Here is a 24,879-nt window from a genome sequence, read left to right on the forward strand (position 1 = left end):
TATAATTAAATTATCAATATATTAGGAGTGTTAAGTATGTCAGGAACAATAATGATTTTGTTATATATTTGTTTCGGAATGAGTGTCGTTTTTAGCTTAATAAGGGAATTTCGAAAACCACAGAAAAACCAGTTCTTAATTTTAGTTGATTCTTTAATTTTGCTAGGAGCTCTATTCCTAGTAGGTAGTATCTTCATCTAAATCAATAGCTACGTAACTCGGCACCATTAAGATTTCTTTACCGCATACACTACATTTAGGATTTCCATATGCAGAAATCCCTTTAATAATTTCAACTTCTAATAAATCCATGTCTGTGTTATCAAATACTTCAATCACATGTAAAAGTTACGTAAAGATTGCTATGATTTAAGCCTTCCACCCCAGAAACGTTATATAATGAAATTGCAAACATTAGGTTTTTACCTTTCTGTACGACATAATTCTTTGCTAGGAGCAAATCCTAGCCTTTTTTATTTCACCCTCGGTTGATTCGAAGACCAGATTCCCTCTTTCAATTACATTAGCTTGCATGCTAGCCTCTTTAGGGAATTCAATGTAATCAACAAGTACACTATCCTCAGTTCCAAGAATTACGCGTCTTACCACTACGCGGGCGTAGCTGCAATTCATATCCTGGTGGAATCTCCAAAGCTAATCCCATTTGTACAACCTTTGTATGGCCCGGCCATATAATCGTGTCCTCTGCTGCTACAAAATCAAAACCAGCACCATCAGACTTTGCATATCTTGGTAACTCCACATCTTTTATAGATTTTCCGAACGGGAAACCCCACTACGGTGCGATAGCACCCACTTTAGGAATGGGATGAGAGTGAGGTCAAATGCGATGTACAAATAAAACACCGAAGGTACGTTCTCTACATCAAGAATTTGAATTGGTATCATTTTCATAATAGGCAAATAAAAGTCTCTAAAACAATCTTGTTCTCTGAAAACAGAATACATAGGAGGTTGAAGTAACAAATTCTTCTACTCCGTAAAATGTATTGAGTCGTCAAGCACAAGACGCTAAAATACATTTGAGAACTCACAATCTGACTCGTTTGGTAATAGAGAATGAGTGCCGTATCTGCTATATGCACTGGATAGGGAGTGTTGATGGCACACCGCAATCTTGCACGTCAGCGATACTAGAAATAGACTTCGCCTTTGGTAGTAAAAATCCCACTGACATTAGTCAGCTTGTGGCTTTAGCCGTGGGAGTGTCAATTACCTCCCTTTGCTTTGATTAATAATTGAGTCACTTTGTAAACATCATGTTGTATTTCCATCATTCTTGATACACTCCTTTAATTAGATTCCACAACTCTTGTTCAGTCATCTCATAAAGTTGTCGACCAGTCTTTTCCTCTTTATAAATTCCTTTTTGTAGTAAAACATCGATATAGATTTGTTTCCTGTCCATGTTGCCTCCTAGCTACTTTTCTTCTTAGGTCTCCTTATAGGTGTAGTTGCTGCCCTTTGTGGACTCCATCCTCCTTTTAATACTCTTTTACTAAATGTGCTATATGAAATACCGTTCTCTTCAGCTAAATTGACCATATCTTCCATTGTTGCTCTTAATTTCTTTACAGGCTTTTTTGCTGCTTCCTCTGGTGACATCCCTTTATAAACACGAGTTAAAAATGTTTTCTTTTTAACCCCATTTTCTAATGCTATTCTTAACCACTTTTGTTCCCTAAATTGATATTTCCGAGGCGGTGTATTAATTGCCTTACCAACATCCCATCCCATTTGATACACCCTACGATATAACATGTTATAGCCAATGCCGTTCTTCTCGGCTGCTTGATAATCTTCCTTTTCTAGCCATCTATTTATCATCATAGCGCTATGCCTCCTAATCCAAATTCATAATCTCCTCTAAAGTTCTATCTGAAATATGGGTGGTAATGATTTGTATGTTCCCGTATTTCTTTTTAGCCATTTCTATAGCTGCGCCCTCGGACTTCGCATCAAACCAACGGAGCTTCCATTTCTCGTCTTTATCGTAAAACTCTACTGAATACGTCATAATGCTATTACGTTTCAAAAACTTATCCGCTGTACTTGTTGCAGTATAATCAAAACTTCCGACTACATCCTCTAGTGTTAGTTGTTTCATGCTCCTAACCCCATTGGGCGCGATTTGATTTTGTTCTTATCTGCCTGATCCATGATTAATGCGGCGATTTCTAGTTGATGCCTTCCTAGCTCTTTTGCTATTTCGAGAATACCTTTATCCTCATCCCACATTTTTCTTAATTGAATCACTTCACTTTCATCAAACACTAAGTCTAATTCTTCTAAAGCGATATATAAGTTACGACGCGATTTCTTCATGTACCTTTCCTGTTGCAACGCCATTATGTAATTCTCCTTTTCCAAATCCGTTCCAAGTCGTGGCATCCCATTTCCCCTCCAGTTGTAATTGATGAATTTCCCTTAGCTCCGCCATAACAGCATGACGTCTTCTATCCACTTCTTCAGGACTGCGATTCCCTGCTTCGCAAATACAAGGTACAAATTGAAAGCAGCCATTACCCATATCGTTCTTAATTATTCCCGTTCCGTTACATGCACACATTTTAATTCCCCCTTTAAAACTGATAATGTCTTTCTTCTGTAATACTTTGTTTCTTTGAAAGTAATCGTTCTGAAGTTATTGAGAATCCGCGATACAATCCGTTCATCATAAGCACCCTCTAAACACACTCCTGTAAGGTTTGTTGTAAATATAGTAGATTGAACCTTACTATTTTGTTTGATCTATTTTTAACTTGTTGTAATTCCTTTTTATAAGTAACCCTTGCTTCTCAAGTTTGTTTATTATCCTTCGTAATGTAGCAGAAGACCATAAAGGAAATTGCTTAAGCCATTCATTGTAACTGTTATAGCCTTCATTGAAATTCTTTAATTTATTTACCAATAATGAACTTGTTGTAAAATATCGCTTCATTTAATACAGTCGTTTTATTAATCCTAATAAAACGATTAACGGTTGTTAATGTATAAGTAATTTGCTCATTTAGTTCACTTTCTTCATCCAACACTCATAACTCACATTGTCCTCCATGCCAGTAAACCGAACCTTTTCTCTCCCTCTGAACTTACCTTCATGATAAAAGGTTCTTTCTGCCCTATATATTCGTTTAATTGGCGTTACATAGTCATAACCTCGTTTTTCTAAATCACGAACTGCTATTAACATCTCCTTCATAGACCCACGCCTTACAGGTATCTTAAACATCACGCATTCGCCCTTTCGCATACCGCTATGTTGCCTTTAACCCACTTTGTTGATTTCTTAAGTACTTCTTCTGCTTGTTTTAATGTCAATTCGACAATTTCTTTAATACTTAATTGTCCTTTAATCATGTCTTCATCTACTTTTCGACGAGTAGCTAATTTTTTTATGTTTAATTTAATTGCACTAACTTGTTGGGCATTAATTATTTCCTCTTGGATTTCTAGTAAATCTTCACTCGCATAGATTTATAAACCTAATCCGTGAATTGCAATTGCTTTTACTAAGCACCGCTGGATACTTGTGTTAATGTCAAAGCTGTTACGCTCTGCAATCGGCTTGTTTTGATTGTTTAATAGTGGATGACTTTGACTTAGTGATTTTCTTGTACAGTTAATTCCCCCCCTACAAAGTAACCACAATCTGTTTTGAGGTAAGGCCCTCCATTAAATCGTTTTACTTCCCATATTGCTGTTGGATCTACTTTTTAACTGCCCATGATAAGTAGTTAAAACGCCCCTTCTTTTCAACATGTTCCGTGCAATCTATTTAAGCTAATTTAGAAAAGTAATTTTCAGTTGTCATATGAATTTCCCCTTTTTAAAATGGTGCTATTTCCGTTTGTTTACTAGCTTCATACACTTGCATAAGTGCTTGTAATCCATATTCGTAAGCTACAACCATTGATGCAGCGTTAGGCTCTTTGCTTTGCTTATATCGTTCAACCAAATTCATTAAAATTTGAATTTCAGCTTCAATTTTGGTTTGTAGTCCCACCTTATTCACCTGCCACTTTCTCTGTAGAATGAGACATTACATATTGCGTAATGCACTCTGTTTCTGCGTGTAAGTAATCACCACCAAAATCTAAGTAACTTTCACCGAAGTATATTTCTCCATTGCAACCTTCACATTCTTCAATAAAGTCTCTTGCTGATGAGTCATGATGATTACCGTAAGTAATTGGATTTTCAATCATATTTCATTCCTCCTTATTTACTGAGAGAAAACGTATGTTATAATATATATAGCTAATTTTAGGGAATATTTTCTCTACAACGCTCGTTGCCATCGAGCGTTTTTTCATTTTTAATAGATAACTACCTAACAATCTGTTAAAATTTAGTTACCGATATGTGTAACAACTGGCCTGTGCTTCTGTACGGGCTTTTTTGATGCTTTCAGGCATCGTAATACTCAGGAACCAGTCTATTAGGTGGGGCCCCCTATTAGATTACCAAATATTACAAAAAGCAAGAACTTGTCTTATTCACTCTGTAAAAACGCTATTACAAACATAATCCCTTTTGGCTCCTATGGATTATCAACTTTTTTCATAATTTTTATCTTTGTTTTTTTATATTCATAATTTCGTAACATCTTTATATAATGTTTTAATAGATTTTATGTTAAACTTATAACATTCCAAGAAGTCCTTTACTTTTAGAATCGACAATTCTTCAATACCCTTAGTCTTGCCCTACATCCCCTGTAGGGCTTTTATCGTTAGCTAGAGTGATATACCTCAACCTTATCAGTGCTGTTATGCACAACTCTAGTTCTTAAATCCCTTATGATCCACAAGACTTTCTTTTGTTCATATTCATCATCTTGTTACCATCCCATTTTTGGTCTCAGACATCTATTTATTCGGTGTACCAGGTATTCCAATAAACATATTAATGATGATACGAATACCAGTGATAATGTGCTTTCCTCCATCATTTACATCGCCGCCCTATCCATTTCTGAAATAATTCCACCTTTCGTTAGTATTTTATGAATATTTTATTTCCAACGAGAATTCATTTTCAATGATCTTCTACCATCCGTATGCACTACATCAACCGTTTTCGATCTTGTATAACCTCTGTTTTGGTGTTTGGAGTACAGTAGCCATTGATTATTCACTTTATACTGCACTTTTTCTTCTTTCAGGATTTTATTAAGCTTCATCGCTGATAATCCGTAATCCGCTGCAACTTGTGAGACTGTTACAGTATCTTGTGATTGAAGAATTTGGTCTAGGTATGTAATCTTTGATGCGTTTTCTGCAATCTGTTGTGTTAACATGAGCCAATCTGAATTCATTAACGCACTAGGACTAAAAAGTAAATCTGCTGTATCTATGTGGGAGAACGAAGAAATATATAAATGTCCATCGAGAAAAACTTCTTTAGATATAGCTAAACTCACAAATGTATTCGTTTCTTATGTATTTTAAACCCGCCGGTCCATCTAAATTCCCACCATTAAACTCTCCTACACGTACTGGTACTGTAGGATTTGAAATATTATAAATTTCTACTGTGTTATCACCAGCATTGGATACATAAAGAGTCGTACCTATAATAATTAATCCCGCAGGCATATCTAAATTCCCACCATTGAACTCTCCTACGCGTACTGGAAATATCGGATTAAAAATATCATAAATTTCTACTGTGTTATCACCAACACCAGAATTTGCTATATAAAGAAATTGAAGTCTCATAGTAGGACTTGGTCCTGTTGGTCCTGTTGGTCCTGTTGGCAATGTAAATGGTGGAATAGATGGTAATGTAGGACCAATTAAACTTGGGTCTACTGCCGCACCATGTAAATCTTTTTCTTTTGACATACGTCACCTCCAAAAACATTAATCATACCTAATAAATGCAGTGTAGTGACAAAATGACATTAATAAGGGCTTCGGCTCTCTTTTTTATTTTCATTCGACAAAATATGACAAAATAGTTGTAACTGGATTTGTTATGCTTGGGTTAAATCTTACATTTTTAAAGGGGATATTATATGGCTACTCCAAAATACACTAAAATTGATGAACGTTTTGGCATTATTGAATACCCAGTTACACTTGCAGAAATGGTTGAAATATCAAAAGAACTGCCGAAAACAGAACGCACATATTATAAATATGCTTTCGATGCTTTAAAGAAGGTTATGAAAGCTAAAGAAGCGATCTACTGCTTTGAAGTTGCTAATCCTAAATTAACAAAAATGGGATTTATGGTTGTAGGGGAACATAATCTCTACCTCGTAATGATGAAAGGCGGATTTTTCGGAGGCGCTGAAGCTGAAGTAATTAAATACAAGGATATTAAAAACGTAGACTTCGATATTGCTCCAAATTTATTTGGCTTATCCAATGTGAATACAGGTGTTATTTACTTAGAAATAAAGAGAATGCTGGGTACAAAAAAGAGGACGATTAGCAATATTCCTGATTACAACGTCGATGGAGTATTAAAAGCTATTCGTAATAAATTGAAATAAGCATTAGCACTCTAATGAGTGCTTTTATTTGTGGAATGATACAAACGAGGAGAGGAACAATGAAACTGACTTTATTTACAATATCTAACGAACAAATTAAAGAGCAATTGAGCAAGTTACAAACGAAGATCGAATCACTAGAAAATACAAAAGAATTACAGGATAAAGTAATATCAATGCAAGATCACCAAATTTCATTTTTAAATGACTCAATTGCTAATATGTGGCAACCTATTGCGATTGTGGCTGGGATAGCAGCTTTGGTTATTACAGGGGCGTTTGCTTACGTATCAATTCTGCATCACCAAGCTAAAAGGAAGAGAGAGGAAGTCGAAAGACTTATTTAAGATTCTCATTCTATAGCAACTATTGCACAAGAAAGAATTGATGAATTAAATACTGAACAGCAAAATCTTCAAAACTTAGCAGACTCTATAGATCTTAAGCAAAAAATCGACATGAGATTAAATCGTGCTAAATTTACTTTAGATACAATTGAAAGTTCACAAAAAACATTACTAGAACAATATAGCTCAGAGGGTTACAAATTAAGCCAAGAAAATTCTGTAAAACTTCATGGGTATATTAAACAACGTTACAGATTAGCATCTAGATTTAACGTGCTACATATATATATTACCCAATTAATAGTAGAAGGAGCTACTATTGGTACCAAACAAGAAGATGATATTTCATCACTACAAGAAGATTGCGACAAACTCTTTAATAATTACTTCTCCTTCGAAGACACTTTAGAACCTAACGAAATGTTGAGTTGAAGCAGTTTTCTCAACAACCAATATTTCTTAATGTGGTAAAATATTATTTGGATGGAAGTCCAATACATATTATTAAAATTAAAGTGGTTCAAGTCGGAGGAAGGCACCTTGGGGTGTCTTTTTTTATGATTAGCAATAAGTTTTAAATTTTACAATGACATCCAACGGGCTTATGAGGAGCTAGACGGACGTCAGCAAGGTCGTTTTGCAAAACAAGTTTCATAGTACGTGAAAATGTTGCAAACCAACAAGGATATACTGTGATTTGATTTCATTGTAGAAGAAATCTTTTTCAAAAGAAATAGGTAAATTTTAACATGTTTTCACTAAACTTTCCATGGAGGCTAATGTAATGCCCACTTTTTCAACAAAAGACCAAGAGGAGATTAATTAATCTCCTCTTTACACTTACACATGTAAATTATAAATGCAAATTAGCATTTAACTATATCGCCACTCATACCATCTGAGTACATACCGTGACAACTACGTGCTTCTTGCTTTTCAGCCTTAGATTCAAATGAATACACCCCAAACACTCCTACTACTCCTAATAACCCTGCTAACAATAAATTACGAATCTTTTTCATCAATAATTCCTCCTTTAAAGATATTCAATTAATAAGATTCTCCATTTTTTTACTATTCCCTCTTTTAAAACATACTTTTTTGATAAATTTAATAAGATATATTTCGACTCTTTTTTATTTATGTTCGACAAAATATGACAATATACAAATAATTCGTTTGCTAACATGGGGTGAGAAATAATATGGCGAGCTAGGAAACTCATCGCCTATGCTATTCTCACATACATATGCTAAGGGGAATTTTCTTCTTCAAATGAATGGCGATATGAAAGATGAGGAGTTTAATAAATATAAAGAGGTTATGGATAAGGTAGCTAAGTAAACAATGGCACTCAAAAGGGTGCTTTTAGTTTGCTCTCAGACATAAATATAATTAGGGGTGATACACATGAAGAAGGGGTTTATGGGGATATTATTGGCTACTTCATGTCTTTTGTTCACAGGATGTTCAGCTAATATGAAAGTAGTGGAGACGGATACTAAAGATAAATTAGAAAACAGCATGTTAGCGCCATATATTGAAAAGGTTTCTTATAAAGCTGGTGAAAAGGACGATGATACCACACCAGTAAATATTGAAATAAATGTAGATGAAAGATTCTCTGACTTGTCAACTATGGAAAAATACAAAGTTATGAACAATACGTTTGAAAAGATAATGGGATCCTTTAATTCCGTTTCTTGTGGCGGAAATAATTCATGCCGTTACCAAAAACTCAAATTATTCTATGGCGACGATACATATGTTATGGATATTTTTGACGACATACTTATTATTAATGATTTTGAAAAATATACGAAAAGCGATTATAAGTCAGATGTGAATACAGAAAAAGAGAAGAAAGAAAGAGAATACGCTAATAAGGATAATACGCTTAAATCAAATAGTACATCAAAAAATAACGGGCAATATGCAAGTAACGGAATAAGTTATACGGTTATATTCGACTTTATGAAACAACAATATAACAGACTAACAAATAACGATGAAAACTACATCCCTGAAATACATGATCCACAAGTTGCTGAAATAGCTGCTAAACGTTTTGGGATTACCGCTAAAGAAGCTGGATATATTTATGAGAAAGTACAAATGGATGCTTTTAATTAAAATATAGATTTTGTTCTAATACTTATCATTAAATTTAAAGTGGTTCAAGTCGCAGGAAGGCACCTTAGGCTGCCTTTTTATTTATGGATTTTTTAGAAAATATTTGAAATATAATACAGTAGATTATATTATTATGTGTGTATGATTTCTGGTTTTAAAAATCACAAAAATTAATAGGGGGGAAACAATAATGAAGTTAGGCAAATTAGCATTAATTGGGGCGTTAACTTTTAGCGGTTTTACTGCAATAGAAATGAGTAAGCCTACCTCACAAGCAGCTGCAGCTTACTCAGATCCACTTAATGATGATTGGGGATTTAAAACCATTGTGGATTTACAAAATTCAGAGGAAAGTACATATCAACCAGATTGGAAGATTGGGAATTTAATAACTGGTGATACATTTTACTTAACACAGCACTTTGGTAGAGAACATTTTGGTGCGCAAATGAAAATTTTTAAAATCCACACAAATGGTACCCTAGAACGATTCCAAACAATAGAACCAGAATTTATTCCTGGAACAGAAATTTGGCAAACCCCTATCACAGATAGCTATACAAGTGGTACTTATGTGGCTGCAATTAAATATCGTGGTGAATTCACGTATTCAAATCCATTTACAATCAATTAGGGATGTAATAAATTGAAAAAAGGCTCACTTGGGTTTCTTTTCTTCTGTACATTATATCTATTACGTGCTCATTGATTTTTTATGTACGTTTGATATAATTACTGTAGTAGTATTACAGTAATAGCTTGTGTATATAATAAAAGAAGAGATGCGCTAACATCTCTTCTAATAACTGCTACCGTCAGGGTGGTGGTTAAATCATTTATTTTTTACGAAACCCACCCTTTTGCTTTGGACGGCGACGAGGAGTGGGTTTTTTGTTATCTTTTTCTAAAATTTGTTTCCTAAAAACATAAGCAGAAACTTCACGTACAATGGCTTTCACAAATTCTTTTAGAAGCTCAAACAAAAACTCCATAGGTATATCACCCCCTTTCCTCCCAAATGGAAAGAAGGGATAACCAATCTCCCTCACAATATACAGTTAATCCTATTCTATCATACTAGTACAATCTCACCAATATAAAAAAGGCCACCATTACTGGCAGTCCTTTTTGGGTAGTTTTAGAAATTAAATTATAACATATTAATATACAAATTATAAATATGTTTTTCCCAAAGATACTATGAGTTTTTATAATTCTTGATTTCTAAATTTTCCTATAAGGATTAACAAATAACATTAAAATTATCAATTGATTAGATTATTAGAAAAAAATGGTTATCCGTATAAGTATTTGGTAAAATATAGATATATTTTAAGAGGATAAAGTTAATATAGACCAACTAAGTAATGGTAAGAAAATGTTTTATTGCATAAAAAAAGGCTCCATTACTGGAGCACTCAAAATAAATAAACGAATTAAAACAAGAAACAGACAATTTAACTATATAGATAATACATAAATAAATCTATATATATGTAAAAATGCATATAAAAACTCTATTTATTGATGCTATAATATGTTTACTCGATGATTGTTATATTTTTTATGGTTTTCAAGCAATACAATACCTTCTTAACACCAAGTTTACCAGTAAAAGAAGACATCTTAATCGATGTCTTCTTTTCTTATATAATAAAATTAAGATGGTTCAAGTCGGAGTAAGGCGCCTTAGGGGGTCTTTTCTTTTGTACATAAAAAAACTCACCATCCTACAGAAATGGCGAGATCCTTGTATATTATTTACTATCTTGTTTTCTCTAATACTTTTCTTCTTAGTTAAAAATTTATTTGCGTCATCAACAAATAACCAAAAATTATTACAGCAAGTCCCATAGCAGCACCCAATAACACTTGCCCATCAGTATCAGTCCAAAATTCTTTTAAATCTGCTTTTGCCTTTTTCCTATTTTCGCCTGTTGAAAATAGATAACGAATAGAATATATAACTAGTAAAAAGAGTGACGTGATTATATCTATCATGACTTATGTACCTCCCTAATATATGTGTGCTATTAATTTCCTTATACGTTTTAGTTTTAAGCTAAGATATCTGAAATCATAATGTTAATAAATATATCCCCCCGATTAAAAGTGCCGCAGCAAAGACTAATATTATTAATCCATCAGGACTATTAAGAATTTCTTTTATATGTTTTTTTGCTATTTGCTTAGTTTCTCCACTTGAAAAGAGATAAACAATGGAATGGAGAATTAGTAAGAAAAACGCCGTAACTAACTCTATCATGACTTATGTACCTCCTAATATATATGTACCTTTAATTATCCAGTAATTTTCTTGCACCTTGTATCAGCCTGAGTAACTGGAATGCTTAGTTCAATAAAAACCAAATGATAAAAATTACTCCTATAACTGCTAAAGTTCCAAAAAAACCTACCAACATTTTTCCCTCTGGACCATTAATAAGCTCTTTTAAAACTTCTTTTGCTATTCGCTGACCTTTACCACTTAAAGTTATTGAAAGAATAAAGAATATTACCACTAATACAAATGAAAAAATTATTAGTTCCATGACTTGTATACCTCCCTAATATATGTTCGTTATTAATTAACCAATAATTGCCTTATACATTATACCAACTAGGGTACATGGAAGTATAACAAATTATTTTTATAATTTAATTTATTAATCGGAACAGCATTTATAAAGGATAGTTCAAGTCGGAGGAATGCGCCTTTGGGTGTTTTTTTTATTTCATTTCGACATAATATGACAAAATAGTTGTGATTATATTTGTTATGATAGTTCAGGTAAATCTTACATTTTAAACGCTGGGGGATACATACTATGAACAAAAAACTATTAACAACACTTACTTGTTTCGCTTTATTTATGGGATTAGCAGCATGTTCATCTAACGAGACAGCAAGTACTTCCAAAGAATTTAAAGCTGAGCAAGAAGCACAAAAGGAAGCTGAGAAAGCGAAGAAAGCTGAAGAAAAAGGGACTGTGAAAAAGGAGAAAGCCGAACAAGAGACGGCTGAAAAGCAACGCAAACAGCAAGAAGAGGCTACAAAAAAGGAACAACTAACAACTACTTCTGGTAACACTATTAAAGGCTTAAAAGACGAACTATCCATTGGTATGCCATTTAAAGATTATCTTGCTAAAAAGAAATCATTAAATGTAGAGAATCCCTTCAGTATTTCACTCGGAAAAGGTAATGTAGGTAGTGTTCTTCAAGCTCAAGATGGAGTATTAGTTGTATGTATTGATGGAGAAAAGATATTCGATTTAAAAACATTTAAAAATGTTGATGAGGCTAAAGAATACGAAAAGAGCTTAAAAGTAAAATAATAGATTCAATTCATATTTCTCAATCACCAATATAACTTAATATAGTAAAATATTATTTGGATGAAAGTCCAAATGCATATTATTAAAATTACAGTGGTTCAAGTCGCAGGAAGGCACCTTAGGGTGTCTTTTTTTATGAAGTTTATAATGCATTATAATGATTAATAGATTTACATTAGAAAGAAACATAATATGGATTTCCAAATACCTATAATAAACCCCTTCTCAGGAATTCCTGGGATTCAAAGTGTAATTCCTGAGAAGGGGTACTGCCAACATAACAAGAATTTCGTACGCCAAGGAATTATTAGGTATATTTTTTTAATATATATATTTTAAAAATAAGTTATAAAAATAATATGTTACATTCACATTTACCCTAGCTGATATAATTTATAAGACAATTATTGGCTAATTAAGTGTACATATTTGCAAATGACGCAATAGATGTTTAACCAAAAAGAAAAGCATTAGAGGAAACAAGAAATTGAATAATAAGATATCTTGCAATATATTTCTCTTTGTAAAAAGATAAGATCCTAATCTCCGATCTTATCTTTTTTATTTGTAAATTTACAATAGGGCTACTGCCATATGTCCCTTTTCATGATTAGTTAGTTTTACTTTTAATACTCTCAGTTGCTTTTTTAAATAGTTTCATTGCCTGTTCTGCTTTGTTTTCTGCCTGTTCCAACTTATTATCATTTTGTTCTTCTAATGCCTCTGAGAGTAATTGCAGAGCATTCCAGTAATTATCCATTGCTTGCTTTATCTTTTTTTGTTCAACTTCTAACCCTTTAGGTGCCTCAAGGTATTTGATGTCTCTTACGTGTATTTTTGCCATATCCAAACTCAATTGGATTTCACTTTTCTTTGACTCATAATCCTTTATATCTGAATGCCCTATATCTTGTATCAGTCTCATAACTTCATCCATCTTATTTGTATTTTCTACGATGGCTGCTTTGTATTTATCAACTTCTGAACCACTAATTTTGTCGTTTAAATCTTCCTCACGATGACCCTCTTTCGCATGTTTCTGGTTCTCTTCCTTTACCTTTTGCTCTACATCAGGGTATTTCTCGTTTATCCCATTAAATACTGTCTCCCATTTAGAAACACCATCATCTATCCCAAACATACCGTTTTGTATGTTTTCTTTTGCTTTATCCTTATCATATTCACCATCATACTTACGAGCATCATACTGTCTAACTGCATCTTCTACTTTTATTAGGTGTTTTCTAATCTCTTCTATCCCTTCTTGTATTAAAAATTGGTAGTCTTGATACTTTTTAGGTGGTTTGATTTTTTCAAAACGGTTTATGTCCAAACTAATGTGACTAATTAAGGAATCTACCTCACCTATGTAGACACCCTCTTCTGTAAATAATTCATCAGTTTTCTTTTCTAATTTTTTTAAATGATACTGGAATTCTAAGTGTAGTTCAGTCAAACGATAAGGGTAATCTTCTTCAGATACCTTTACCTTGTTTTCGCCTTCTGTGTCTGATACATTTGATTTACTTTCTTTACTACTTGATTCGTCTTCCTTACTTCCCTTTTCATAATCAATTCTAGACAATGCGTTTCTTAGTTGATTTTCAATCTGTTCATCACTATAGTGCAATTTCTTTAGGTCAGATACCATTTTATCTGCATCATAATACTTATCTACTTTTCTATACTCTGACTGTGTAAGTCCATATGTATTTAATGTACAACCTACTAGCATGAAACTAACACTTAACCCTGCTATTGCGATACCCTTAAATGATTTATTAATATTCATTTTAAACTTATCCCCTTTTTCTTTTAGTAATTCTTTTCTTCAACAATAGACAGACCTTCATGTGTTTTTGCATTGTCTGCTGCGTCAGTTTAGTTTTCCTAACTTATTATTTTAGTCTTAACTTGAATTTCTTCCTTATAATTACAAAAGGGATATACCTAAACATATAACTGCTAGTAAAATATATCCTTATATTATTTTATAATGATAATAATTAATGAGTCAAAGTAATTTGCGAAAACTATCAACTCAGATACATACTTTTATAGAAATACAGTAGGCTTTTTTACATTAAAAAACTCACCATCCAACAGAAATGGCGAGATCCTTATATATTATTTAATATCTTGTTTTCTCTAATGCTTTTCTTCTTAATTAACAAATAACTGCACTATACGTTATATAAGCTAAAATATCTGAAAAGTTTACTCTGATAAAAACCAAATGACCACAAATATCCCTGTAACTGCCGCACCTCCGAAAAATCCTACCAATATTTTCCCATGAGTACCATTAACAACTTCTTTTAAATCTGCTTTTGCCTTTTTCTTGTCTTCTCCTGTTGAAAAGAGATAACTAATAAAATGTACGACTAGTGAAACTAATGCCGCGATTATTTCTATCATTACTTATGTACCTCCCTAATATATGTGTACCTTTAATTATCCAGTAATTTTCTTGCACCTTGTATCAGCCTGAGTAACTGGAATGCTCAGTTCAATAAAAGCCAAATGACAAAAATTACTCCTATAACTGCTCCAGTTCCAAAAAAACCTACCAACATTTTTCCCTCTGGACCATTAATAAGCTCTTTTAAAACTTCTTTTGCTATTCGCTGACCTTTCACTTAAAGATATCGAAAGAATAAAGAATATTACCACTAATACAAATGAAAAAATTATTAGTTCCATGACTTGTGTACCTCCCTAATATATGTTCGCTATTAATTAACCAATAATTTCCTTATTCATTATATCAACTAGGGTACATGTAAGTATAACAAATTATTTTTATAATTTAATTTATTAATCGGAACAACATTAATACAGGATAGTTCAAGTCGGGGGAAGGCACCTTTGGGTGTCTTTTTTTCTACCTATAAATGTTTAATTGTTATATAATAATATTATTGTATTTTAGGAGGAACATAAATGAATAAAAAACTAATCATTGGAATTATCGCTGTACTAGTAGCTAGCATTGCTTCCGTAGCTATTTTTAAAGATTCCAAATCAGAAGATATGAAACCTAAGTATTCACAAAAAGATATGGATAAACTTATCGATCAACACTTTAATGAACAGCAAGAATTAAAAACACAAATCAAAGAGTTGAAATCTAAAGTAGACTCCTATGAAAAAGAGTCAACTAGGTCACTTCAAAAAACTACACAGCCGAGTCAAGAAACACCTAAACCGCAAGAACAAGAACAGCCTAAAAAAGAAGACGTAAAACCGGAGTCTCAACCGGAAAAGAAAGAAGTACCTAAATCGGAACAAACTACTGGCACATTAGCGAACCCAGTAAAGAACATCGACAAAACAGAAGCTATGAATAAGGTTAAAGAAAAAGCTAAGAAAGACTTTCCAGATGATTATTCTACTCAAAATTATGTTGCAAATAAGCAATCCAAAGCATTTGACTATTTAAATAACATTGAAATTAAGTCGCAAGAAGAATTAAATATTATAAATAAGGCACTACGTGATTTTCCTACTGATTTTTCAACAGCAAAATATGTATATGAAAAACAAATGAAAGCTAAAGGTGAGCAAGAGTCCCAGTAATAATTTAACAAAATAGATAATAAATATGGTGAAATTATATTCGTATGAGAGTCCAATACATATTATTAAAATTAAAATGGTTCAAGTCGGAGGAAGGCACCTTTGGGTGTCTTTTCTTTTGTATATTAAAAAACCTCAACATCCAATGGTGAGGTTCTTATGTATATTATTCAGTATCTTGTTTTCTCTAATACTTTCTTCTTGATTGAACATCTATTGATTCATAAGCAAATAACCAAAAATTATCACAGAAATTACAAGTCCCGTAGCAGCACCTAATTGCATTTGCCCCTCACTATCAGTCCAAAATTCTTTTAAATCGGCTTTTTGCCTGTTTCCTATTTTCACCTGTTGAAAATAGATAGCGAATAGAATATATAACTAGTAAAAAGAATGACAGGATTATATCTATCATAACTTATGTATTTCCCTAATATATGTGCGTTATTAATTAATCAATAATTTCCTTATATATTATATCAACTAGGGTACATAGAAATATAACGGATTATTTTTATAATTTAATGTATTAATTGGAACGGTATTAATACAGGATAGTCCAAGTCGGCGAAAGGCACCCCTTGGGTGTCTTTTCTTTTTAAAATATATAAGCGCACCATCCCTTTCCTAATAGAGGCCTCCCCTTCATGCCTCCTTACAGGGAGAATAATAAGACCTTTTATATTTACCCAATTACCGAGCTTTCAAATGTTTTAAATAGTTACAATACATGTATTACTTCAATAACATATGATTATTCTTAAGAATGTCATTGATATGTACCAATAGATGTTAGTGCAGCAAAATAAATTGTGTTATGATGTGAGCAAATATAAAGCTATCTAACGGAGGGATTCACATGCCGCATGTTGTGTTTCGTGGAATTACTATTGAACAATTAAAAAGCATAAGCAAGCCATTAATAGAAGAGCTTGCAGAGATTTGTGAGTGTGGTACGGATAATTTTACGTTGGAACTACCAAGTTCTACGTTTGTATTCAATGGAGAAGCAATAGAAGCGTTTCCTCTTATTGAAGTGAAATGGTTTGAGCGTGGACAGAAAATTCGTGATCGATTTGCCAAGGCCATTACTACATATATAATGGATTTAGGACTTCCAGAAGTAGAGGTTGTATTTACGGTTTTCACAGAATCAGCGTATTATATTAACGGGAAGCATTGTGCAAGTTAGAGCTATTTGAAAGATTTTTGTAACATTTATAAGGAGTAGAACCACATTGCCATCAAGCTAAGAAACGCAAATATCTAAAAACAAAAAAACGAACTCAATTCTCATAGAAAACTAACTGTGAAAAGATAAATTTTTTGTTTTGGGGGACATCAAAGTTTTAGCTTGATGGATATGTATGGTGATCCCTAATGGCTGCTATATCAATACCCCAATGATCAACCAGAGACATGAATTGTAATATGCCAACTCGCCCAAAGAATTGGAGTAATATTGCTGGCCATGTCCCTAATTAGATTTCCAAACTTTGTAAAAAGTTTTTTATCTACTTTTTAGCTTCATCACTCATTTCAGTGATATGAGTCCAATATTTCATTGTAATGGGATTGTATTCTACCCTAACTGTGACATTCTTTTGAGCATCAGTATTTACATATCCTTCAATCGTTAGGGCATGAATCGCATTTGATGGTCTATTTTCTTTTTTATAGGAACTCGTATGCTTGTCAAAGGCTTTTTCAACAATTGTTAAATCGAAGTTATACTCATTTTTCATATACTGAATCGCTTTCAATTCAGAAATATTACGGATATTCATTTCTTCCTCTGGTGTAAGAGCCAACTGCTTTTCTAATTCTACGGCATGTTGGTTATCTTTAGATAGATTTAGAGCTCTTGTATTTTCTTCCGAATTATAATCTACCAGCCACTTTTTATCTTTGTAGTACGCTTCGACAGAGGATTTGCATGAAAATCTGCTCTTTCCTTCATTTTGTGCATCACAGCTAGCTAACTCAAAATGAATATTTATTTTGGAATATTCCGGACTTCCTGTACCTTCATTCGCTTGCATCCTACTTTCCTTTGTCACATATGTAATCTTTATAGGACCATTAGTTTTTTCAACCTCATGTTTTACTTTTTCTTCAATACGTTGTTCCTGGACCTGTTTCGCGAAAATGTAGTTCTCCTCATAAAAATGATACATTGCTAAAGGAACAAATAAAGCAATCCCTAAAACGATACAAGAAAGTGCATAATAAGCCAACATTCGCTCTGTAGTATATATACGGAAACAGGCAAGCACAACACAAATATATACTAAAGGCAATGCGATATAAAAAATAGGTACTGAAAAGTAAAATGTAAAGGCTGTAATTAGAAAAATCCCCCCGAGTAACTCGATATATCGCGGAATACCTATACTGTATGCTGCTAAAATCAAAAACCAAATGTAACTTGTTGATACAAGAAAAGCAATTCTATAATACTTCTTACTTTTTATGTTTTTCTCTTCCATTTCCCCACCATCTTTGCAAAACTAAAACTCTACTATCGCTTACAACTTAAAATAAACGCTTACTTACATTAGGCTTCTTAAATGAGTGTAAGTAATACAAGAACCAAACTTGATTCGTACAATCCTTACGTTATTTGAATTACGAGTTAGATTTAGATCTCGACATGATTCCTCTTTTAGTAATAACATAATTCTCTGGTAAACAATTTATGCCTGGATGATTTTTGCAACGTGAAAAAAGCTCTTTTAAATCTCGTTGAAAATCACTACGTGGACGCTTTGGTTCTGCAATTCCCCATTTATCCATGCACTCTAGAATCAAAGATTGAGTCTCCGGGTATATCCTTGCAGTTTCAAGAAGACAGCCAACTGCCACTGAGCGGGTAGATTCCTCGTATGTTTTCTTAAGTTTACCTACACAGCCTGTAGTCATATGCCAAAGCCATACGTGGTAAGTTTGATTACTATCGGGGATAGGTGTATCAAAAAATCCCCTGCGAATGCATGCCCATAAAGCTAGTATACTATTATTAGTGAGAGTAGATGATTCGTGGTTATTAACATTTATGACAAGTGAACTTATATGATTGGATATATTAATGCCTCTTTCAGCCAATCTCCTCCATATACTACAAATGAACTCATTTGTCGGTATATCTTGTCTATAATAATTCGATAACATCAATTCTACTACTTCCGGTGGCAACGAAACGTTTAACGAAATTAATTCATCCAACATTACAGCTGCCCAGTACTGAACATATCGTTCAGAATTTAACTTATCTCGTTCCTTCTTGTCAATATACAATAATCGTGCGATTTTCGTAACGTATGGTTGTAGTTCAGCTTCCCTACTCAGACTTTCATAAGCCACTTCTAACAAATCAGCAATTAATTCAGGATTGTTCATTTGAGTGTAAACACCCTTATCATGCTTGTCATGACATAAGCTCTCAATATAGCTAACTATCCAATTTGTAGCTTTCGACGTTTCACCAGATGACAGTATAAAATCAGCAAGGCTACTCTTCATACTTTGGCGTTGTATAGATTCCCCAGAAACAAATTGCTGTAACTTATCCAAAATAATTTCATCTTTTAACATATCGAATACAGATCCCCCTTCACTAACCTTATCTCTAGCCTCTCCATCTCTACCCATTTTACCTTATTTTAGTAATTATTGATGGAACTTTTAAAACAATTTTAATAACCATCTATCTGATATACGATAGATGGTTATTATATTTTTAAACAGAAAATTAAAAATGTTTTTAACTTTATGCATTTATTATTTAACGAATTTCCCGAAAGAATTCTCCTTCCTCAAGCGTGTGAAGGGCGTAGCCCACCGGTAGGTGGGAGATGAATTTCGGTTTGGCGTAGCCAAAAGGTTTTCCTTTTTATTTTGCCTCTGATATAATCAGTCTTATAAATGATAAAGGCTGGTATATAAATGAAGTTAGATAGTAATAACCATTCAGTATTCTTGTTGTATTATCACCTTGTGTTGGTCGTGAAATACAGAAGAAATGTGTTTGATGATGATATGTCAGACTATGCAAAAGATATGTTTGTTCGACTATCTGAAAACTATAACATCACATTAGTTGAATGGAATCATGATGTAGACCATGTTCATATTTTGTTCAAGGCACACCCTAATACAGAAATGACAAAATTCATCAATGCTTATAAAAGTGCAAGTTCTCGACTTATTAAAAGAGACTTTCCACAAGTGAAAAAGAAACTTTGGAAAGAGATGTTTTGGTCAAGAAGTTTTTGTTTGCTAACTACTGGTGGTTCGCCAATAGACGTAGTAAAAACATATATTGAAAATCAAAGTGAAAAGTGAGGTGAAATGATATGACAAAGCAGAATAAAGCATATAAATTCCGTTTGTATCCAACAGAAGACCAAGCACATCTTATGCGTAAAACCTTCGGTTGTGTACGTTTCGTGTATAATAGAATGTTGGCTGAACGGAAAGAAGCGTATGAAAAACATAAAGATGATAAGGATCAACTAAAGAAACAAAAGCTTCCCACTCCTGCGAAATACAAAGCAGAATTTGAGTGGTTAAAAGAAGTTGATTCATTAGCTTTGGCAAATGCTCAACTAAACTTGCAAACTGCCTATAAAAATTTCTTTCGTGGTCAAAATGACTTCCCAACATTCAAAAGCAAAAAAGACAGAAAGTCTTATACAACGAATGTAGTGAACGGAAATATTATGTTGCTTAACGGTCATATCAAATTGCCAAAACTGAAAATGGTACGTATCAAACAGCATAGAGACATACCACAAGACCATATAATCAAGTCATGTACGATTTCTATGACACCTACTGGTAAATACTATGTGTCCATTTTGACTGAATACGAAAAAGAGATCGTACAAAAAGAGGTAGAAACAGTTGTTGGATTAGACTTTGCGATGGATCAATTATACGTCAGTTCTGAGGATGAGAGAGCCAATTATCCTAAGTTCTATCGTGAAATGTTAGACCGATTAGCAAAGGCGCAACGAGTATTATCAAGACGTACAAAAGGTTCAGGGCGTTGGAATAAACAACGTATCCATGTAGCTAAGTTACATGAAAAAGTAACGAATCAACGTAAGAACTTCCTTCATCATAAGTCTAAAGAGTTAGCTACTCATTTTGATGTTGTAGCTATTGAAGATCTAAATATGAAAGGAATGTCGCAAGCGCTTCATTTTGGAAAAAGTGTCGCTGACAATGGGTGGGGTATGTTCACTTCTTTTTTAGCTTATAAACTACACGAACAAGGCAAACAACTTGTGAAAATAGACAAATGGTTTCCTTCCACAAAAACATGTAGCAGTTGTGGAAATGTGAAAAATATGTCATTGTCTGAGCGAGTCTATTCTTGTATATGCGGTGTAAATCTCGATAGAGATTATAACGCAGCTATCAATATCAAAAATGAAGCAATACGCCTATTAGCGTTAGCATAGATAGTAATAAAATAACCCTTGGAACAAGGGAGTTAGCTCGGATGTCTTAGGACGAATTCGTTAGCTACCAAAAGTAACGACTAACCGAGAAGCCCCCACTTCAAACAGTCCGTTAGGACGTTAAGTGGCGGGTAGTTCACCTATTAACAATCCTTTTTATATCTTCTACACTTACTGAAGTTGCTTCCTCTATGATTTCAACTGAAACACCTAAATTGAAAAAGTTTTGTATTAAATGAATACTTTCTTGTTCTCTTGCTTTTTGATCAACCTCTAATAATTCTTGTAATAAATCTGTACTCATTGTAAACACTCCTCATATTTTTTTTAATAACAAAGCAAATCAACCATCTTCTCTGTTTTCTTAGAAATTTTTTTTATAATAAAGAAAAGCTGATGGATAAAACCTCCATCAGCTTTTCTATTTCTTGCTATTCAATTAGAAGCTAACTGTCGCTGCTTCCTCTCCTGAACTAATCATTCGTTGTTCAATCTTTCCTAGCAGTTCCTTTATCTTACTTGAATAAAGTTTAACTGCTTTCGTAGATTGAGCATTCATAAGCTCTTCTGTCCATTCTGCTAAATCTTCCTTTTCTTGATCATCTAGATAATCAAAAACTTCCTTTCGAGACATGGGGCTCACCTCAACTCAACTCTTTGTATTTGGCCGTTACATAACCAAATCTCCTCATCTCTCTATTTCTATTTATACCAGATTACTCCTCTTTCATTCCTTATTCTTTTTTTCGAGTTCGGTCAATTTCTTTGAAATCGACTGAATCTCGTTGCTTTTGACTTGTTCCGTTGCCAAGCGATTGTGCAGCAAGAAGGCTTGCCCTGAAACCCCAGCAAGAATACTCACCTTAAGAATTTCCATCATTGTTTCAGGGTTAAACATTGCGACACCAACGAGTGAAGCAATACTGCCTACAAACATCTCTCCCAAGAAACCCGGGTGAAATGCAAGCTTGCTCTTACGAGGCAACAAAAACTTTTTGTTTGTGATGTAATGACTAGCCAACCCTGAGACCATACCAGCCACAACTGACACAATTACTGTAACCAACATAATATGCACCCCTTTTCGAAAAACTTTTGACATTGCAGCAGCAGTTTCTATTTAATAATTAGTTCCTATGACATAGCATCACCCCTTTCAGGCAAAAACAAATAACCTTCCAGGAAAATGAATTGTTTACACAATGAAATAAGGTAACATAAAGTTCCTTTTTGTGTAATTTCATTAACCCGAAAGGTTATAAGTAGTTATTGATATAAAAAAGAAAAAGAAAAAAATGCAACTAAATTATATCACAATGAGGTTTGTTTTATCTTTAAATTCAGAAAGTTTTTCTATTATTTAACTTTCTCAAGTTAACAAATCAAATTCTTTGATACCTTTATACTTTCTAATAATTCGAAAACCTGATTATTATTTACTTTTTTCAATCTCCTATCAATTATGCTGTAAAGTACAATACAATTTTAATGAATATAGAATGCCAGTATCTCAAATGCTACCTATTTTTCCTCAACGTTTTCATAATTGTATAAATTTATTATTCTAGTTCCTGTCTCATGTATTAACCACAATACCTTACGCTTAAATAAGAAATAATACTATATATCAAAAAAATAAAAATCTTCTTGATATCCTATTAGCTTATTTCGTATTATATTTTCCATCTTTATTAATTCTGTATATTTTCCCAAATCTATTTCTGTCGGTGCAATACAGGTATTCCCGTCTAAATTTTTTCAAGAATTTGCAATGTCTTCAGTACTTCGTTAAAACTGCTTTTTTTTGTTTCTTTTCTCTCTTTCCATTCTTTATTTTCGCGATTATAAATAGACACATTCATCAATATACACTCCTTTTTTATCTTTTTTATTAAAATAAGGTTCTATGACGAATATTACAAGTTACCATCTTATTGTTACTATCTTCAATTACATGTTGTTCTTTTTGATACTGATCCCATTCAGCGGCTGTGATATATGAGATAACATCTCCTACATGAATATAAACCGTATCACCTACTCTAACACCTTCGAGTTCTGTATCGATTCTTAAATCGATATTTTCAATTCTAATTAATCGTTTGGTAATAAGTTTCCCTTTAGTAATTTTCCATCGATAAGCATTTAAAGTAACAGGATGTATTGTTTCTGAAAGTCTCAATAAATGATTCAAATTATCACTCCTTTTTTAAGCAAAATAAAAAAGCAACTTAAAAGGAGAAGACATAACACATTAAAAATGCGTACTCTTCAACCCGATAGGTTGCTTTAATTACAGAAAGAAAGAAAAAAGAAAAAAATTATATACTTATTATACCATATCAATAACCAAAAACAGCCAATTCATATATAAAATCAGTGTAGCCACTCTATAATTTTTATGAACATATAATTCTTAATCCCCAAAATAAAAAACCAATATTTTTATCTTTTCACTACAATACATGTAAATTTCATCTCCATTTTTTTGCTGAGAATCCAATGCTAATTAACCAATGATTTCAAAGCATTACCCACCAGACGCATTCCCTCTCTTCAGTTATTAAATTTAAGAAGTTTACTCATTATTCCAGAAAGAAAACATTAAGATTTTATGGTACAATAATTATTTGTTTCGTATATTAGAAAGGAGAAATTTATGAATTTAATTAAAATTAAGGTGACTGCATTATGCTTTGTATTATTTTTATCGGCATGTTCGCCAGCTCAGAATGACTATGATTTTAAGAACGATAAGGATGGCTATTTAGAAGCTGTCGCAGAAAAGGAATATTTAATTAATAAAGAGTTAGAGGAAGTTGAAGATACATCAATTTCTGTTGATGAAAGAAAAAAATATATTGACAAAGCAATTTCTATTATGAAAGAGGCAAAAAAGATCTCTGCACCATCTGAATATAAAACTGCAGATAAAGAATATGAAAAATATCTAGATTTATTTGCTAAGTTAGTAGATGAAGCAAAAGGAAACCTTAAAAATGTAACTGCTGTACATAAAAGCTTTAGTGAAAAGGATTTAGAAAAGTTGGTTAAGCAGTATGAAGCTTTTGAAAAATCCTTAGGTAGTGATGCAAAAGAAAGTCTAATCAAAAAACAGCGGGAACACAGACGTGTAACACAAGAGGAATATATCGATGTAGTTAGGGTAGAAATTAGGAAGTTTTATGATTGTTTTGGAGATGGAAAACTATCTGAAAGAAGTTCATATGAAATAAAAACGCTTGAAAAAAATGCTAGGGAACACTTATATAAAATATCAGGTACTGTTCCACCTAAGAAGTTTGATGATGCAGAGAAAAAATATAGAGAAGCAGAAAAAAAATTCCACGAACTCTTAGATTTACTATATTTTGACCCAGAGATGAAAGAAAGTAAAACAGCTGAAAAAGTTCCTGTTTTATTTGATGAGGGTATGAAATTGAATAATGAGTTTATGGATATGTTAATAAAAGATAAATAATAGAATC

The 24,879-nt window shown here is 32.9% G+C and carries 33 protein-coding genes and 10 pseudogenes; 14 read left to right on the forward strand and 29 right to left on the reverse strand.

Annotated elements, in window-relative coordinates:
- Nucleotides 1–177: 177 nt before the first annotated feature.
- From ACTFRU_RS23360 to ACTFRU_RS23420, 13 genes and pseudogenes are all read right to left on the reverse strand, one after another.
- Complete coding sequence (locus ACTFRU_RS23360; protein ID WP_440037907.1) at nt 178–339, reverse strand: hypothetical protein; 162 nt, start codon at nt 337–339, stop codon at nt 178–180.
- A gap of 159 nt (nt 340–498) precedes the next feature.
- A pseudogene (locus ACTFRU_RS23365) lies at nt 499–772 on the reverse strand (dUTP diphosphatase); the annotation flags it as partial.
- Between the two features lie 522 nt (nt 773–1,294).
- Nucleotides 1,295–1,429: a Fur-regulated basic protein FbpA gene (locus ACTFRU_RS23370; protein WP_000375383.1), complete on the reverse strand. Its 135-nt coding sequence runs from the start codon at nt 1,427–1,429 to the stop codon at nt 1,295–1,297.
- 8 nt (nt 1,430–1,437) lie between these two features.
- Nucleotides 1,438–1,851, reverse strand: a complete 414-nt coding sequence (locus ACTFRU_RS23375) for a hypothetical protein (protein ID WP_000973344.1) — start codon at nt 1,849–1,851, stop codon at nt 1,438–1,440.
- Between the two features lie 13 nt (nt 1,852–1,864).
- Nucleotides 1,865–2,128, reverse strand: a complete 264-nt coding sequence (locus ACTFRU_RS23380; protein ID WP_000811968.1) for a hypothetical protein — start codon at nt 2,126–2,128, stop codon at nt 1,865–1,867.
- On the reverse strand, nt 2,125–2,412 hold the full coding sequence (locus ACTFRU_RS23385; protein WP_031313036.1) for a hypothetical protein: 288 nt from the start codon (nt 2,410–2,412) through the stop codon (nt 2,125–2,127). Before ACTFRU_RS23385 ends, ACTFRU_RS23380 begins: the two co-directional genes overlap by 4 nt.
- On the reverse strand, nt 2,327–2,590 hold the full coding sequence (locus ACTFRU_RS23390; RefSeq protein WP_000332347.1) for a hypothetical protein: 264 nt from the start codon (nt 2,588–2,590) through the stop codon (nt 2,327–2,329). The genes ACTFRU_RS23385 and ACTFRU_RS23390 overlap by 86 nt, the downstream gene beginning before the upstream one ends.
- Nucleotides 2,563–2,751 (reverse strand): annotated as a pseudogene (locus ACTFRU_RS23395) (hypothetical protein); the annotation flags it as partial. The gene ACTFRU_RS23390 and the pseudogene ACTFRU_RS23395, both read right to left, overlap by 28 nt.
- A gap of 280 nt (nt 2,752–3,031) precedes the next feature.
- Nucleotides 3,032–3,253, reverse strand: coding sequence for a hypothetical protein (locus ACTFRU_RS23400; protein ID WP_000472844.1), 222 nt, complete (start codon nt 3,251–3,253; stop codon nt 3,032–3,034).
- A pseudogene (locus ACTFRU_RS23405) lies at nt 3,253–3,799 on the reverse strand (Sak single strand annealing protein). The gene ACTFRU_RS23400 and the pseudogene ACTFRU_RS23405 overlap by 1 nt, the downstream one beginning before the upstream one ends.
- Nucleotides 3,800–3,850: 51 nt before the next feature.
- Nucleotides 3,851–4,027, reverse strand: a complete 177-nt coding sequence (locus ACTFRU_RS23410; protein WP_000524193.1) for a hypothetical protein — start codon at nt 4,025–4,027, stop codon at nt 3,851–3,853.
- Between the two features lies 1 nt (nt 4,028).
- Nucleotides 4,029–4,229: a hypothetical protein gene (locus ACTFRU_RS23415; RefSeq protein ID WP_000572097.1), complete on the reverse strand. Its 201-nt coding sequence runs from the start codon at nt 4,227–4,229 to the stop codon at nt 4,029–4,031.
- A gap of 746 nt (nt 4,230–4,975) precedes the next feature.
- A pseudogene (locus tag ACTFRU_RS23420) lies at nt 4,976–5,326 on the reverse strand (phage antirepressor KilAC domain-containing protein); the annotation flags it as partial.
- Between ACTFRU_RS23420 and ACTFRU_RS23425 the strand changes: the two are divergent.
- Nucleotides 5,322–5,468, forward strand: a pseudogene (locus ACTFRU_RS23425) (XRE family transcriptional regulator); the annotation flags it as partial. The pseudogenes ACTFRU_RS23420 and ACTFRU_RS23425 overlap by 5 nt on opposite strands.
- Here the strand turns inward: ACTFRU_RS23425 and ACTFRU_RS23430 are convergent.
- Nucleotides 5,427–5,813, reverse strand: a pseudogene (locus tag ACTFRU_RS23430) (hypothetical protein); the annotation flags it as partial. The pseudogenes ACTFRU_RS23425 and ACTFRU_RS23430 sit on opposite strands and share 42 nt — an antisense overlap.
- A 230-nt stretch (nt 5,814–6,043) precedes the next feature.
- On the opposite strand from ACTFRU_RS23430, the gene ACTFRU_RS23435 reads away from it, so the two are divergent.
- The 4 genes and pseudogenes from ACTFRU_RS23435 to ACTFRU_RS23450 form a co-directional block, all read left to right on the forward strand.
- Nucleotides 6,044–6,526 carry a PH domain-containing protein gene (locus ACTFRU_RS23435; protein ID WP_048538495.1) on the forward strand — a complete coding sequence of 161 codons (483 nt, stop codon included), beginning with the start codon at nt 6,044–6,046 and terminating at the stop codon, nt 6,524–6,526.
- A gap of 59 nt (nt 6,527–6,585) precedes the next feature.
- Nucleotides 6,586–6,873 (forward strand): hypothetical protein, encoded by a 288-nt coding sequence (locus ACTFRU_RS23440; RefSeq protein WP_017657901.1) that lies wholly within the window; start codon nt 6,586–6,588, stop codon nt 6,871–6,873.
- Between the two features lie 111 nt (nt 6,874–6,984).
- The gene (locus ACTFRU_RS23445) at nt 6,985–7,305 is read left to right on the forward strand and encodes a hypothetical protein (protein ID WP_017657900.1); all 321 of its coding nucleotides are present in this window, start codon (nt 6,985–6,987) and stop codon (nt 7,303–7,305) included.
- A 150-nt stretch (nt 7,306–7,455) separates the two neighbouring features.
- Nucleotides 7,456–7,530: pseudogene (locus ACTFRU_RS23450) on the forward strand (XRE family transcriptional regulator); the annotation flags it as partial.
- A 209-nt stretch (nt 7,531–7,739) separates the two neighbouring features.
- Here the strand turns inward: ACTFRU_RS23450 and ACTFRU_RS23455 are convergent.
- Nucleotides 7,740–7,895, reverse strand: coding sequence for a hypothetical protein (locus ACTFRU_RS23455; protein WP_017657899.1), 156 nt, complete (start codon nt 7,893–7,895; stop codon nt 7,740–7,742).
- Nucleotides 7,896–8,076: 181 nt separating this feature from the next.
- Here ACTFRU_RS23455 and ACTFRU_RS23460 point away from each other — a divergent pair.
- The 3 genes and pseudogenes from ACTFRU_RS23460 to ACTFRU_RS23470 all read left to right on the forward strand — a co-directional run.
- A pseudogene (locus ACTFRU_RS23460) lies at nt 8,077–8,217 on the forward strand (stress protein); the annotation flags it as partial.
- A gap of 66 nt (nt 8,218–8,283) precedes the next feature.
- On the forward strand, nt 8,284–9,006 hold the full coding sequence (locus ACTFRU_RS23465) for a hypothetical protein (RefSeq protein WP_017657897.1): 723 nt from the start codon (nt 8,284–8,286) through the stop codon (nt 9,004–9,006).
- A gap of 190 nt (nt 9,007–9,196) precedes the next feature.
- Nucleotides 9,197–9,640 (forward strand): DUF5065 family protein, encoded by a 444-nt coding sequence (locus tag ACTFRU_RS23470; protein ID WP_048538496.1) that lies wholly within the window; start codon nt 9,197–9,199, stop codon nt 9,638–9,640.
- A gap of 202 nt (nt 9,641–9,842) precedes the next feature.
- On the opposite strand, the gene ACTFRU_RS23475 is transcribed toward ACTFRU_RS23470, so the two are convergent.
- The 4 genes from ACTFRU_RS23475 to ACTFRU_RS23490 all read right to left on the reverse strand — a co-directional run bounded on the left by ACTFRU_RS23475 (nt 9,843) and on the right by ACTFRU_RS23490 (nt 11,558).
- A complete protein-coding gene (locus ACTFRU_RS23475; protein WP_000394762.1) occupies nt 9,843–9,998 on the reverse strand; it encodes a hypothetical protein in 156 nt (51 codons plus the stop codon).
- Nucleotides 9,999–10,803: 805 nt separating this feature from the next.
- Nucleotides 10,804–11,007: a hypothetical protein gene (locus ACTFRU_RS23480; RefSeq protein WP_048538497.1), complete on the reverse strand. Its 204-nt coding sequence runs from the start codon at nt 11,005–11,007 to the stop codon at nt 10,804–10,806.
- Between the two features lie 76 nt (nt 11,008–11,083).
- Nucleotides 11,084–11,272: a hypothetical protein gene (locus tag ACTFRU_RS23485; RefSeq protein WP_440037908.1), complete on the reverse strand. Its 189-nt coding sequence runs from the start codon at nt 11,270–11,272 to the stop codon at nt 11,084–11,086.
- Nucleotides 11,273–11,357: 85 nt separating this feature from the next.
- Nucleotides 11,358–11,558 carry a hypothetical protein gene (locus ACTFRU_RS23490; RefSeq protein ID WP_000420155.1) on the reverse strand — a complete coding sequence of 67 codons (201 nt, stop codon included), beginning with the start codon at nt 11,556–11,558 and terminating at the stop codon, nt 11,358–11,360.
- A gap of 276 nt (nt 11,559–11,834) precedes the next feature.
- Here ACTFRU_RS23490 and ACTFRU_RS23495 point away from each other — a divergent pair, with 276 nt between their 5' ends.
- Complete coding sequence (locus ACTFRU_RS23495; protein WP_048538498.1) at nt 11,835–12,344, forward strand: hypothetical protein; 510 nt, start codon at nt 11,835–11,837, stop codon at nt 12,342–12,344.
- 610 nt (nt 12,345–12,954) lie between these two features.
- On the opposite strand, the gene ACTFRU_RS23500 is transcribed toward ACTFRU_RS23495, so the two are convergent.
- The 3 genes and pseudogenes from ACTFRU_RS23500 to ACTFRU_RS23510 form a co-directional block, all read right to left on the reverse strand.
- Nucleotides 12,955–14,136: a DUF7018 domain-containing (lipo)protein gene (locus tag ACTFRU_RS23500; RefSeq protein ID WP_048538499.1), complete on the reverse strand. Its 1,182-nt coding sequence runs from the start codon at nt 14,134–14,136 to the stop codon at nt 12,955–12,957.
- Between the two features lie 425 nt (nt 14,137–14,561).
- On the reverse strand, nt 14,562–14,762 hold the full coding sequence (locus tag ACTFRU_RS23505; RefSeq protein WP_017657890.1) for a hypothetical protein: 201 nt from the start codon (nt 14,760–14,762) through the stop codon (nt 14,562–14,564).
- Nucleotides 14,763–14,848: 86 nt separating this feature from the next.
- Nucleotides 14,849–15,047: pseudogene (locus ACTFRU_RS23510) on the reverse strand (hypothetical protein).
- A 240-nt stretch (nt 15,048–15,287) separates the two neighbouring features.
- Here ACTFRU_RS23510 and ACTFRU_RS23515 point away from each other — a divergent pair.
- Nucleotides 15,288–15,923, forward strand: a complete 636-nt coding sequence (locus ACTFRU_RS23515; protein ID WP_048538500.1) for a hypothetical protein — start codon at nt 15,288–15,290, stop codon at nt 15,921–15,923.
- A 213-nt stretch (nt 15,924–16,136) separates the two neighbouring features.
- Here the strand turns inward: ACTFRU_RS23515 and ACTFRU_RS23520 are convergent.
- Nucleotides 16,137–16,338, reverse strand: a pseudogene (locus ACTFRU_RS23520) (hypothetical protein).
- A 444-nt stretch (nt 16,339–16,782) separates the two neighbouring features.
- Between ACTFRU_RS23520 and ACTFRU_RS23525 the strand changes: the two are divergent.
- On the forward strand, nt 16,783–17,115 hold the full coding sequence (locus ACTFRU_RS23525) for a DUF1904 family protein (protein ID WP_048538501.1): 333 nt from the start codon (nt 16,783–16,785) through the stop codon (nt 17,113–17,115).
- Nucleotides 17,116–17,437: 322 nt separating this feature from the next.
- Here the strand turns inward: ACTFRU_RS23525 and ACTFRU_RS23530 are convergent, their stop codons facing one another.
- Nucleotides 17,438–18,412 carry a hypothetical protein gene (locus ACTFRU_RS23530; RefSeq protein WP_048538502.1) on the reverse strand — a complete coding sequence of 325 codons (975 nt, stop codon included), beginning with the start codon at nt 18,410–18,412 and terminating at the stop codon, nt 17,438–17,440.
- Nucleotides 18,413–18,551: 139 nt separating this feature from the next.
- The gene (locus ACTFRU_RS23535) at nt 18,552–19,517 is read right to left on the reverse strand and encodes a hypothetical protein (protein ID WP_031313033.1); all 966 of its coding nucleotides are present in this window, start codon (nt 19,515–19,517) and stop codon (nt 18,552–18,554) included.
- A 351-nt stretch (nt 19,518–19,868) separates the two neighbouring features.
- Between ACTFRU_RS23535 and tnpA the strand changes: the two genes are divergently transcribed.
- Nucleotides 19,869–20,267, forward strand: a complete 399-nt coding sequence (gene tnpA / locus ACTFRU_RS23540) for an IS200/IS605-like element ISBth16 family transposase (RefSeq protein ID WP_000762752.1) — start codon at nt 19,869–19,871, stop codon at nt 20,265–20,267.
- A gap of 11 nt (nt 20,268–20,278) precedes the next feature.
- Nucleotides 20,279–21,391 (forward strand): RNA-guided endonuclease TnpB family protein, encoded by a 1,113-nt coding sequence (locus ACTFRU_RS23545; protein WP_071732358.1) that lies wholly within the window; start codon nt 20,279–20,281, stop codon nt 21,389–21,391.
- Nucleotides 21,392–21,527: 136 nt separating this feature from the next.
- On the opposite strand, the gene ACTFRU_RS23550 is transcribed toward ACTFRU_RS23545, so the two are convergent.
- From ACTFRU_RS23550 to ACTFRU_RS23565, 4 genes are all read right to left on the reverse strand, one after another.
- A complete protein-coding gene (locus ACTFRU_RS23550; RefSeq protein WP_017657947.1) occupies nt 21,528–21,695 on the reverse strand; it encodes a hypothetical protein in 168 nt (55 codons plus the stop codon).
- Nucleotides 21,696–21,830: 135 nt separating this feature from the next.
- The gene (locus ACTFRU_RS23555; protein ID WP_017657948.1) at nt 21,831–22,025 is read right to left on the reverse strand and encodes a hypothetical protein; all 195 of its coding nucleotides are present in this window, start codon (nt 22,023–22,025) and stop codon (nt 21,831–21,833) included.
- 93 nt (nt 22,026–22,118) lie between these two features.
- Nucleotides 22,119–22,460, reverse strand: coding sequence for a DUF4257 domain-containing protein (locus tag ACTFRU_RS23560; RefSeq protein ID WP_017657949.1), 342 nt, complete (start codon nt 22,458–22,460; stop codon nt 22,119–22,121).
- A gap of 822 nt (nt 22,461–23,282) precedes the next feature.
- A complete protein-coding gene (locus ACTFRU_RS23565) occupies nt 23,283–23,585 on the reverse strand; it encodes a hypothetical protein (protein ID WP_017657951.1) in 303 nt (100 codons plus the stop codon).
- A gap of 465 nt (nt 23,586–24,050) precedes the next feature.
- On the opposite strand from ACTFRU_RS23565, the gene ACTFRU_RS23570 reads away from it, so the two are divergent.
- On the forward strand, nt 24,051–24,872 hold the full coding sequence (locus ACTFRU_RS23570) for a hypothetical protein (protein ID WP_048538505.1): 822 nt from the start codon (nt 24,051–24,053) through the stop codon (nt 24,870–24,872).
- Nucleotides 24,873–24,879 lie beyond the last annotated feature (7 nt).

The organism is Bacillus cereus group sp. MYBK220-1, assembly GCF_051916445.1.
GTDB classification, from domain to species: domain Bacteria; phylum Bacillota; class Bacilli; order Bacillales; family Bacillaceae_G; genus Bacillus_A; species Bacillus_A cereus.

Bases quoted from the DNA above. Each gene is read 5' to 3' on its own strand.
- ACTFRU_RS23370 (WP_000375383.1), bottom strand. From the start codon at position 1,429: ATGGACAGGAAACAAATCTATATCGATGTTTTACTACAAAAAGGAATT.
- ACTFRU_RS23375 (WP_000973344.1), bottom strand. From the start codon at position 1,851: ATGATGATAAATAGATGGCTAGAAAAGGAAGATTATCAAGCAGCCGAG.
- ACTFRU_RS23380 (WP_000811968.1), bottom strand. From the start codon at position 2,128: ATGAAACAACTAACACTAGAGGATGTAGTCGGAAGTTTTGATTATACT.
- ACTFRU_RS23385 (WP_031313036.1), bottom strand. From the start codon at position 2,412: ATGCCACGACTTGGAACGGATTTGGAAAAGGAGAATTACATAATGGCG.
- ACTFRU_RS23390 (WP_000332347.1), bottom strand. From the start codon at position 2,590: ATGTGTGCATGTAACGGAACGGGAATAATTAAGAACGATATGGGTAAT.
- ACTFRU_RS23400 (WP_000472844.1), bottom strand. From the start codon at position 3,253: ATGTTTAAGATACCTGTAAGGCGTGGGTCTATGAAGGAGATGTTAATA.
- ACTFRU_RS23415 (WP_000572097.1), bottom strand. From the start codon at position 4,229: ATGATTGAAAATCCAATTACTTACGGTAATCATCATGACTCATCAGCA.
- ACTFRU_RS23435 (WP_048538495.1), top strand. From the start codon at position 6,044: ATGGCTACTCCAAAATACACTAAAATTGATGAACGTTTTGGCATTATT.
- ACTFRU_RS23440 (WP_017657901.1), top strand. From the start codon at position 6,586: ATGAAACTGACTTTATTTACAATATCTAACGAACAAATTAAAGAGCAA.
- ACTFRU_RS23445 (WP_017657900.1), top strand. From the start codon at position 6,985: ATGAGATTAAATCGTGCTAAATTTACTTTAGATACAATTGAAAGTTCA.
- ACTFRU_RS23455 (WP_017657899.1), bottom strand. From the start codon at position 7,895: ATGAAAAAGATTCGTAATTTATTGTTAGCAGGGTTATTAGGAGTAGTA.
- ACTFRU_RS23465 (WP_017657897.1), top strand. From the start codon at position 8,284: ATGAAGAAGGGGTTTATGGGGATATTATTGGCTACTTCATGTCTTTTG.
- ACTFRU_RS23470 (WP_048538496.1), top strand. From the start codon at position 9,197: ATGAAGTTAGGCAAATTAGCATTAATTGGGGCGTTAACTTTTAGCGGT.
- ACTFRU_RS23475 (WP_000394762.1), bottom strand. From the start codon at position 9,998: ATGGAGTTTTTGTTTGAGCTTCTAAAAGAATTTGTGAAAGCCATTGTA.
- ACTFRU_RS23480 (WP_048538497.1), bottom strand. From the start codon at position 11,007: ATGATAGATATAATCACGTCACTCTTTTTACTAGTTATATATTCTATT.
- ACTFRU_RS23485 (WP_440037908.1), bottom strand. From the start codon at position 11,272: ATGATAGAGTTAGTTACGGCGTTTTTCTTACTAATTCTCCATTCCATT.
- ACTFRU_RS23490 (WP_000420155.1), bottom strand. From the start codon at position 11,558: ATGGAACTAATAATTTTTTCATTTGTATTAGTGGTAATATTCTTTATT.
- ACTFRU_RS23495 (WP_048538498.1), top strand. From the start codon at position 11,835: ATGAACAAAAAACTATTAACAACACTTACTTGTTTCGCTTTATTTATG.
- ACTFRU_RS23500 (WP_048538499.1), bottom strand. From the start codon at position 14,136: ATGAATATTAATAAATCATTTAAGGGTATCGCAATAGCAGGGTTAAGT.
- ACTFRU_RS23505 (WP_017657890.1), bottom strand. From the start codon at position 14,762: ATGATAGAAATAATCGCGGCATTAGTTTCACTAGTCGTACATTTTATT.
- ACTFRU_RS23515 (WP_048538500.1), top strand. From the start codon at position 15,288: ATGAATAAAAAACTAATCATTGGAATTATCGCTGTACTAGTAGCTAGC.
- ACTFRU_RS23525 (WP_048538501.1), top strand. From the start codon at position 16,783: ATGCCGCATGTTGTGTTTCGTGGAATTACTATTGAACAATTAAAAAGC.
- ACTFRU_RS23530 (WP_048538502.1), bottom strand. From the start codon at position 18,412: ATGGAAGAGAAAAACATAAAAAGTAAGAAGTATTATAGAATTGCTTTT.
- ACTFRU_RS23535 (WP_031313033.1), bottom strand. From the start codon at position 19,517: ATGTTAAAAGATGAAATTATTTTGGATAAGTTACAGCAATTTGTTTCT.
- tnpA (WP_000762752.1), top strand. From the start codon at position 19,869: ATGAAGTTAGATAGTAATAACCATTCAGTATTCTTGTTGTATTATCAC.
- ACTFRU_RS23545 (WP_071732358.1), top strand. From the start codon at position 20,279: ATGACAAAGCAGAATAAAGCATATAAATTCCGTTTGTATCCAACAGAA.
- ACTFRU_RS23550 (WP_017657947.1), bottom strand. From the start codon at position 21,695: ATGAGTACAGATTTATTACAAGAATTATTAGAGGTTGATCAAAAAGCA.
- ACTFRU_RS23555 (WP_017657948.1), bottom strand. From the start codon at position 22,025: ATGTCTCGAAAGGAAGTTTTTGATTATCTAGATGATCAAGAAAAGGAA.
- ACTFRU_RS23560 (WP_017657949.1), bottom strand. From the start codon at position 22,460: ATGTTGGTTACAGTAATTGTGTCAGTTGTGGCTGGTATGGTCTCAGGG.
- ACTFRU_RS23570 (WP_048538505.1), top strand. From the start codon at position 24,051: ATGAATTTAATTAAAATTAAGGTGACTGCATTATGCTTTGTATTATTT.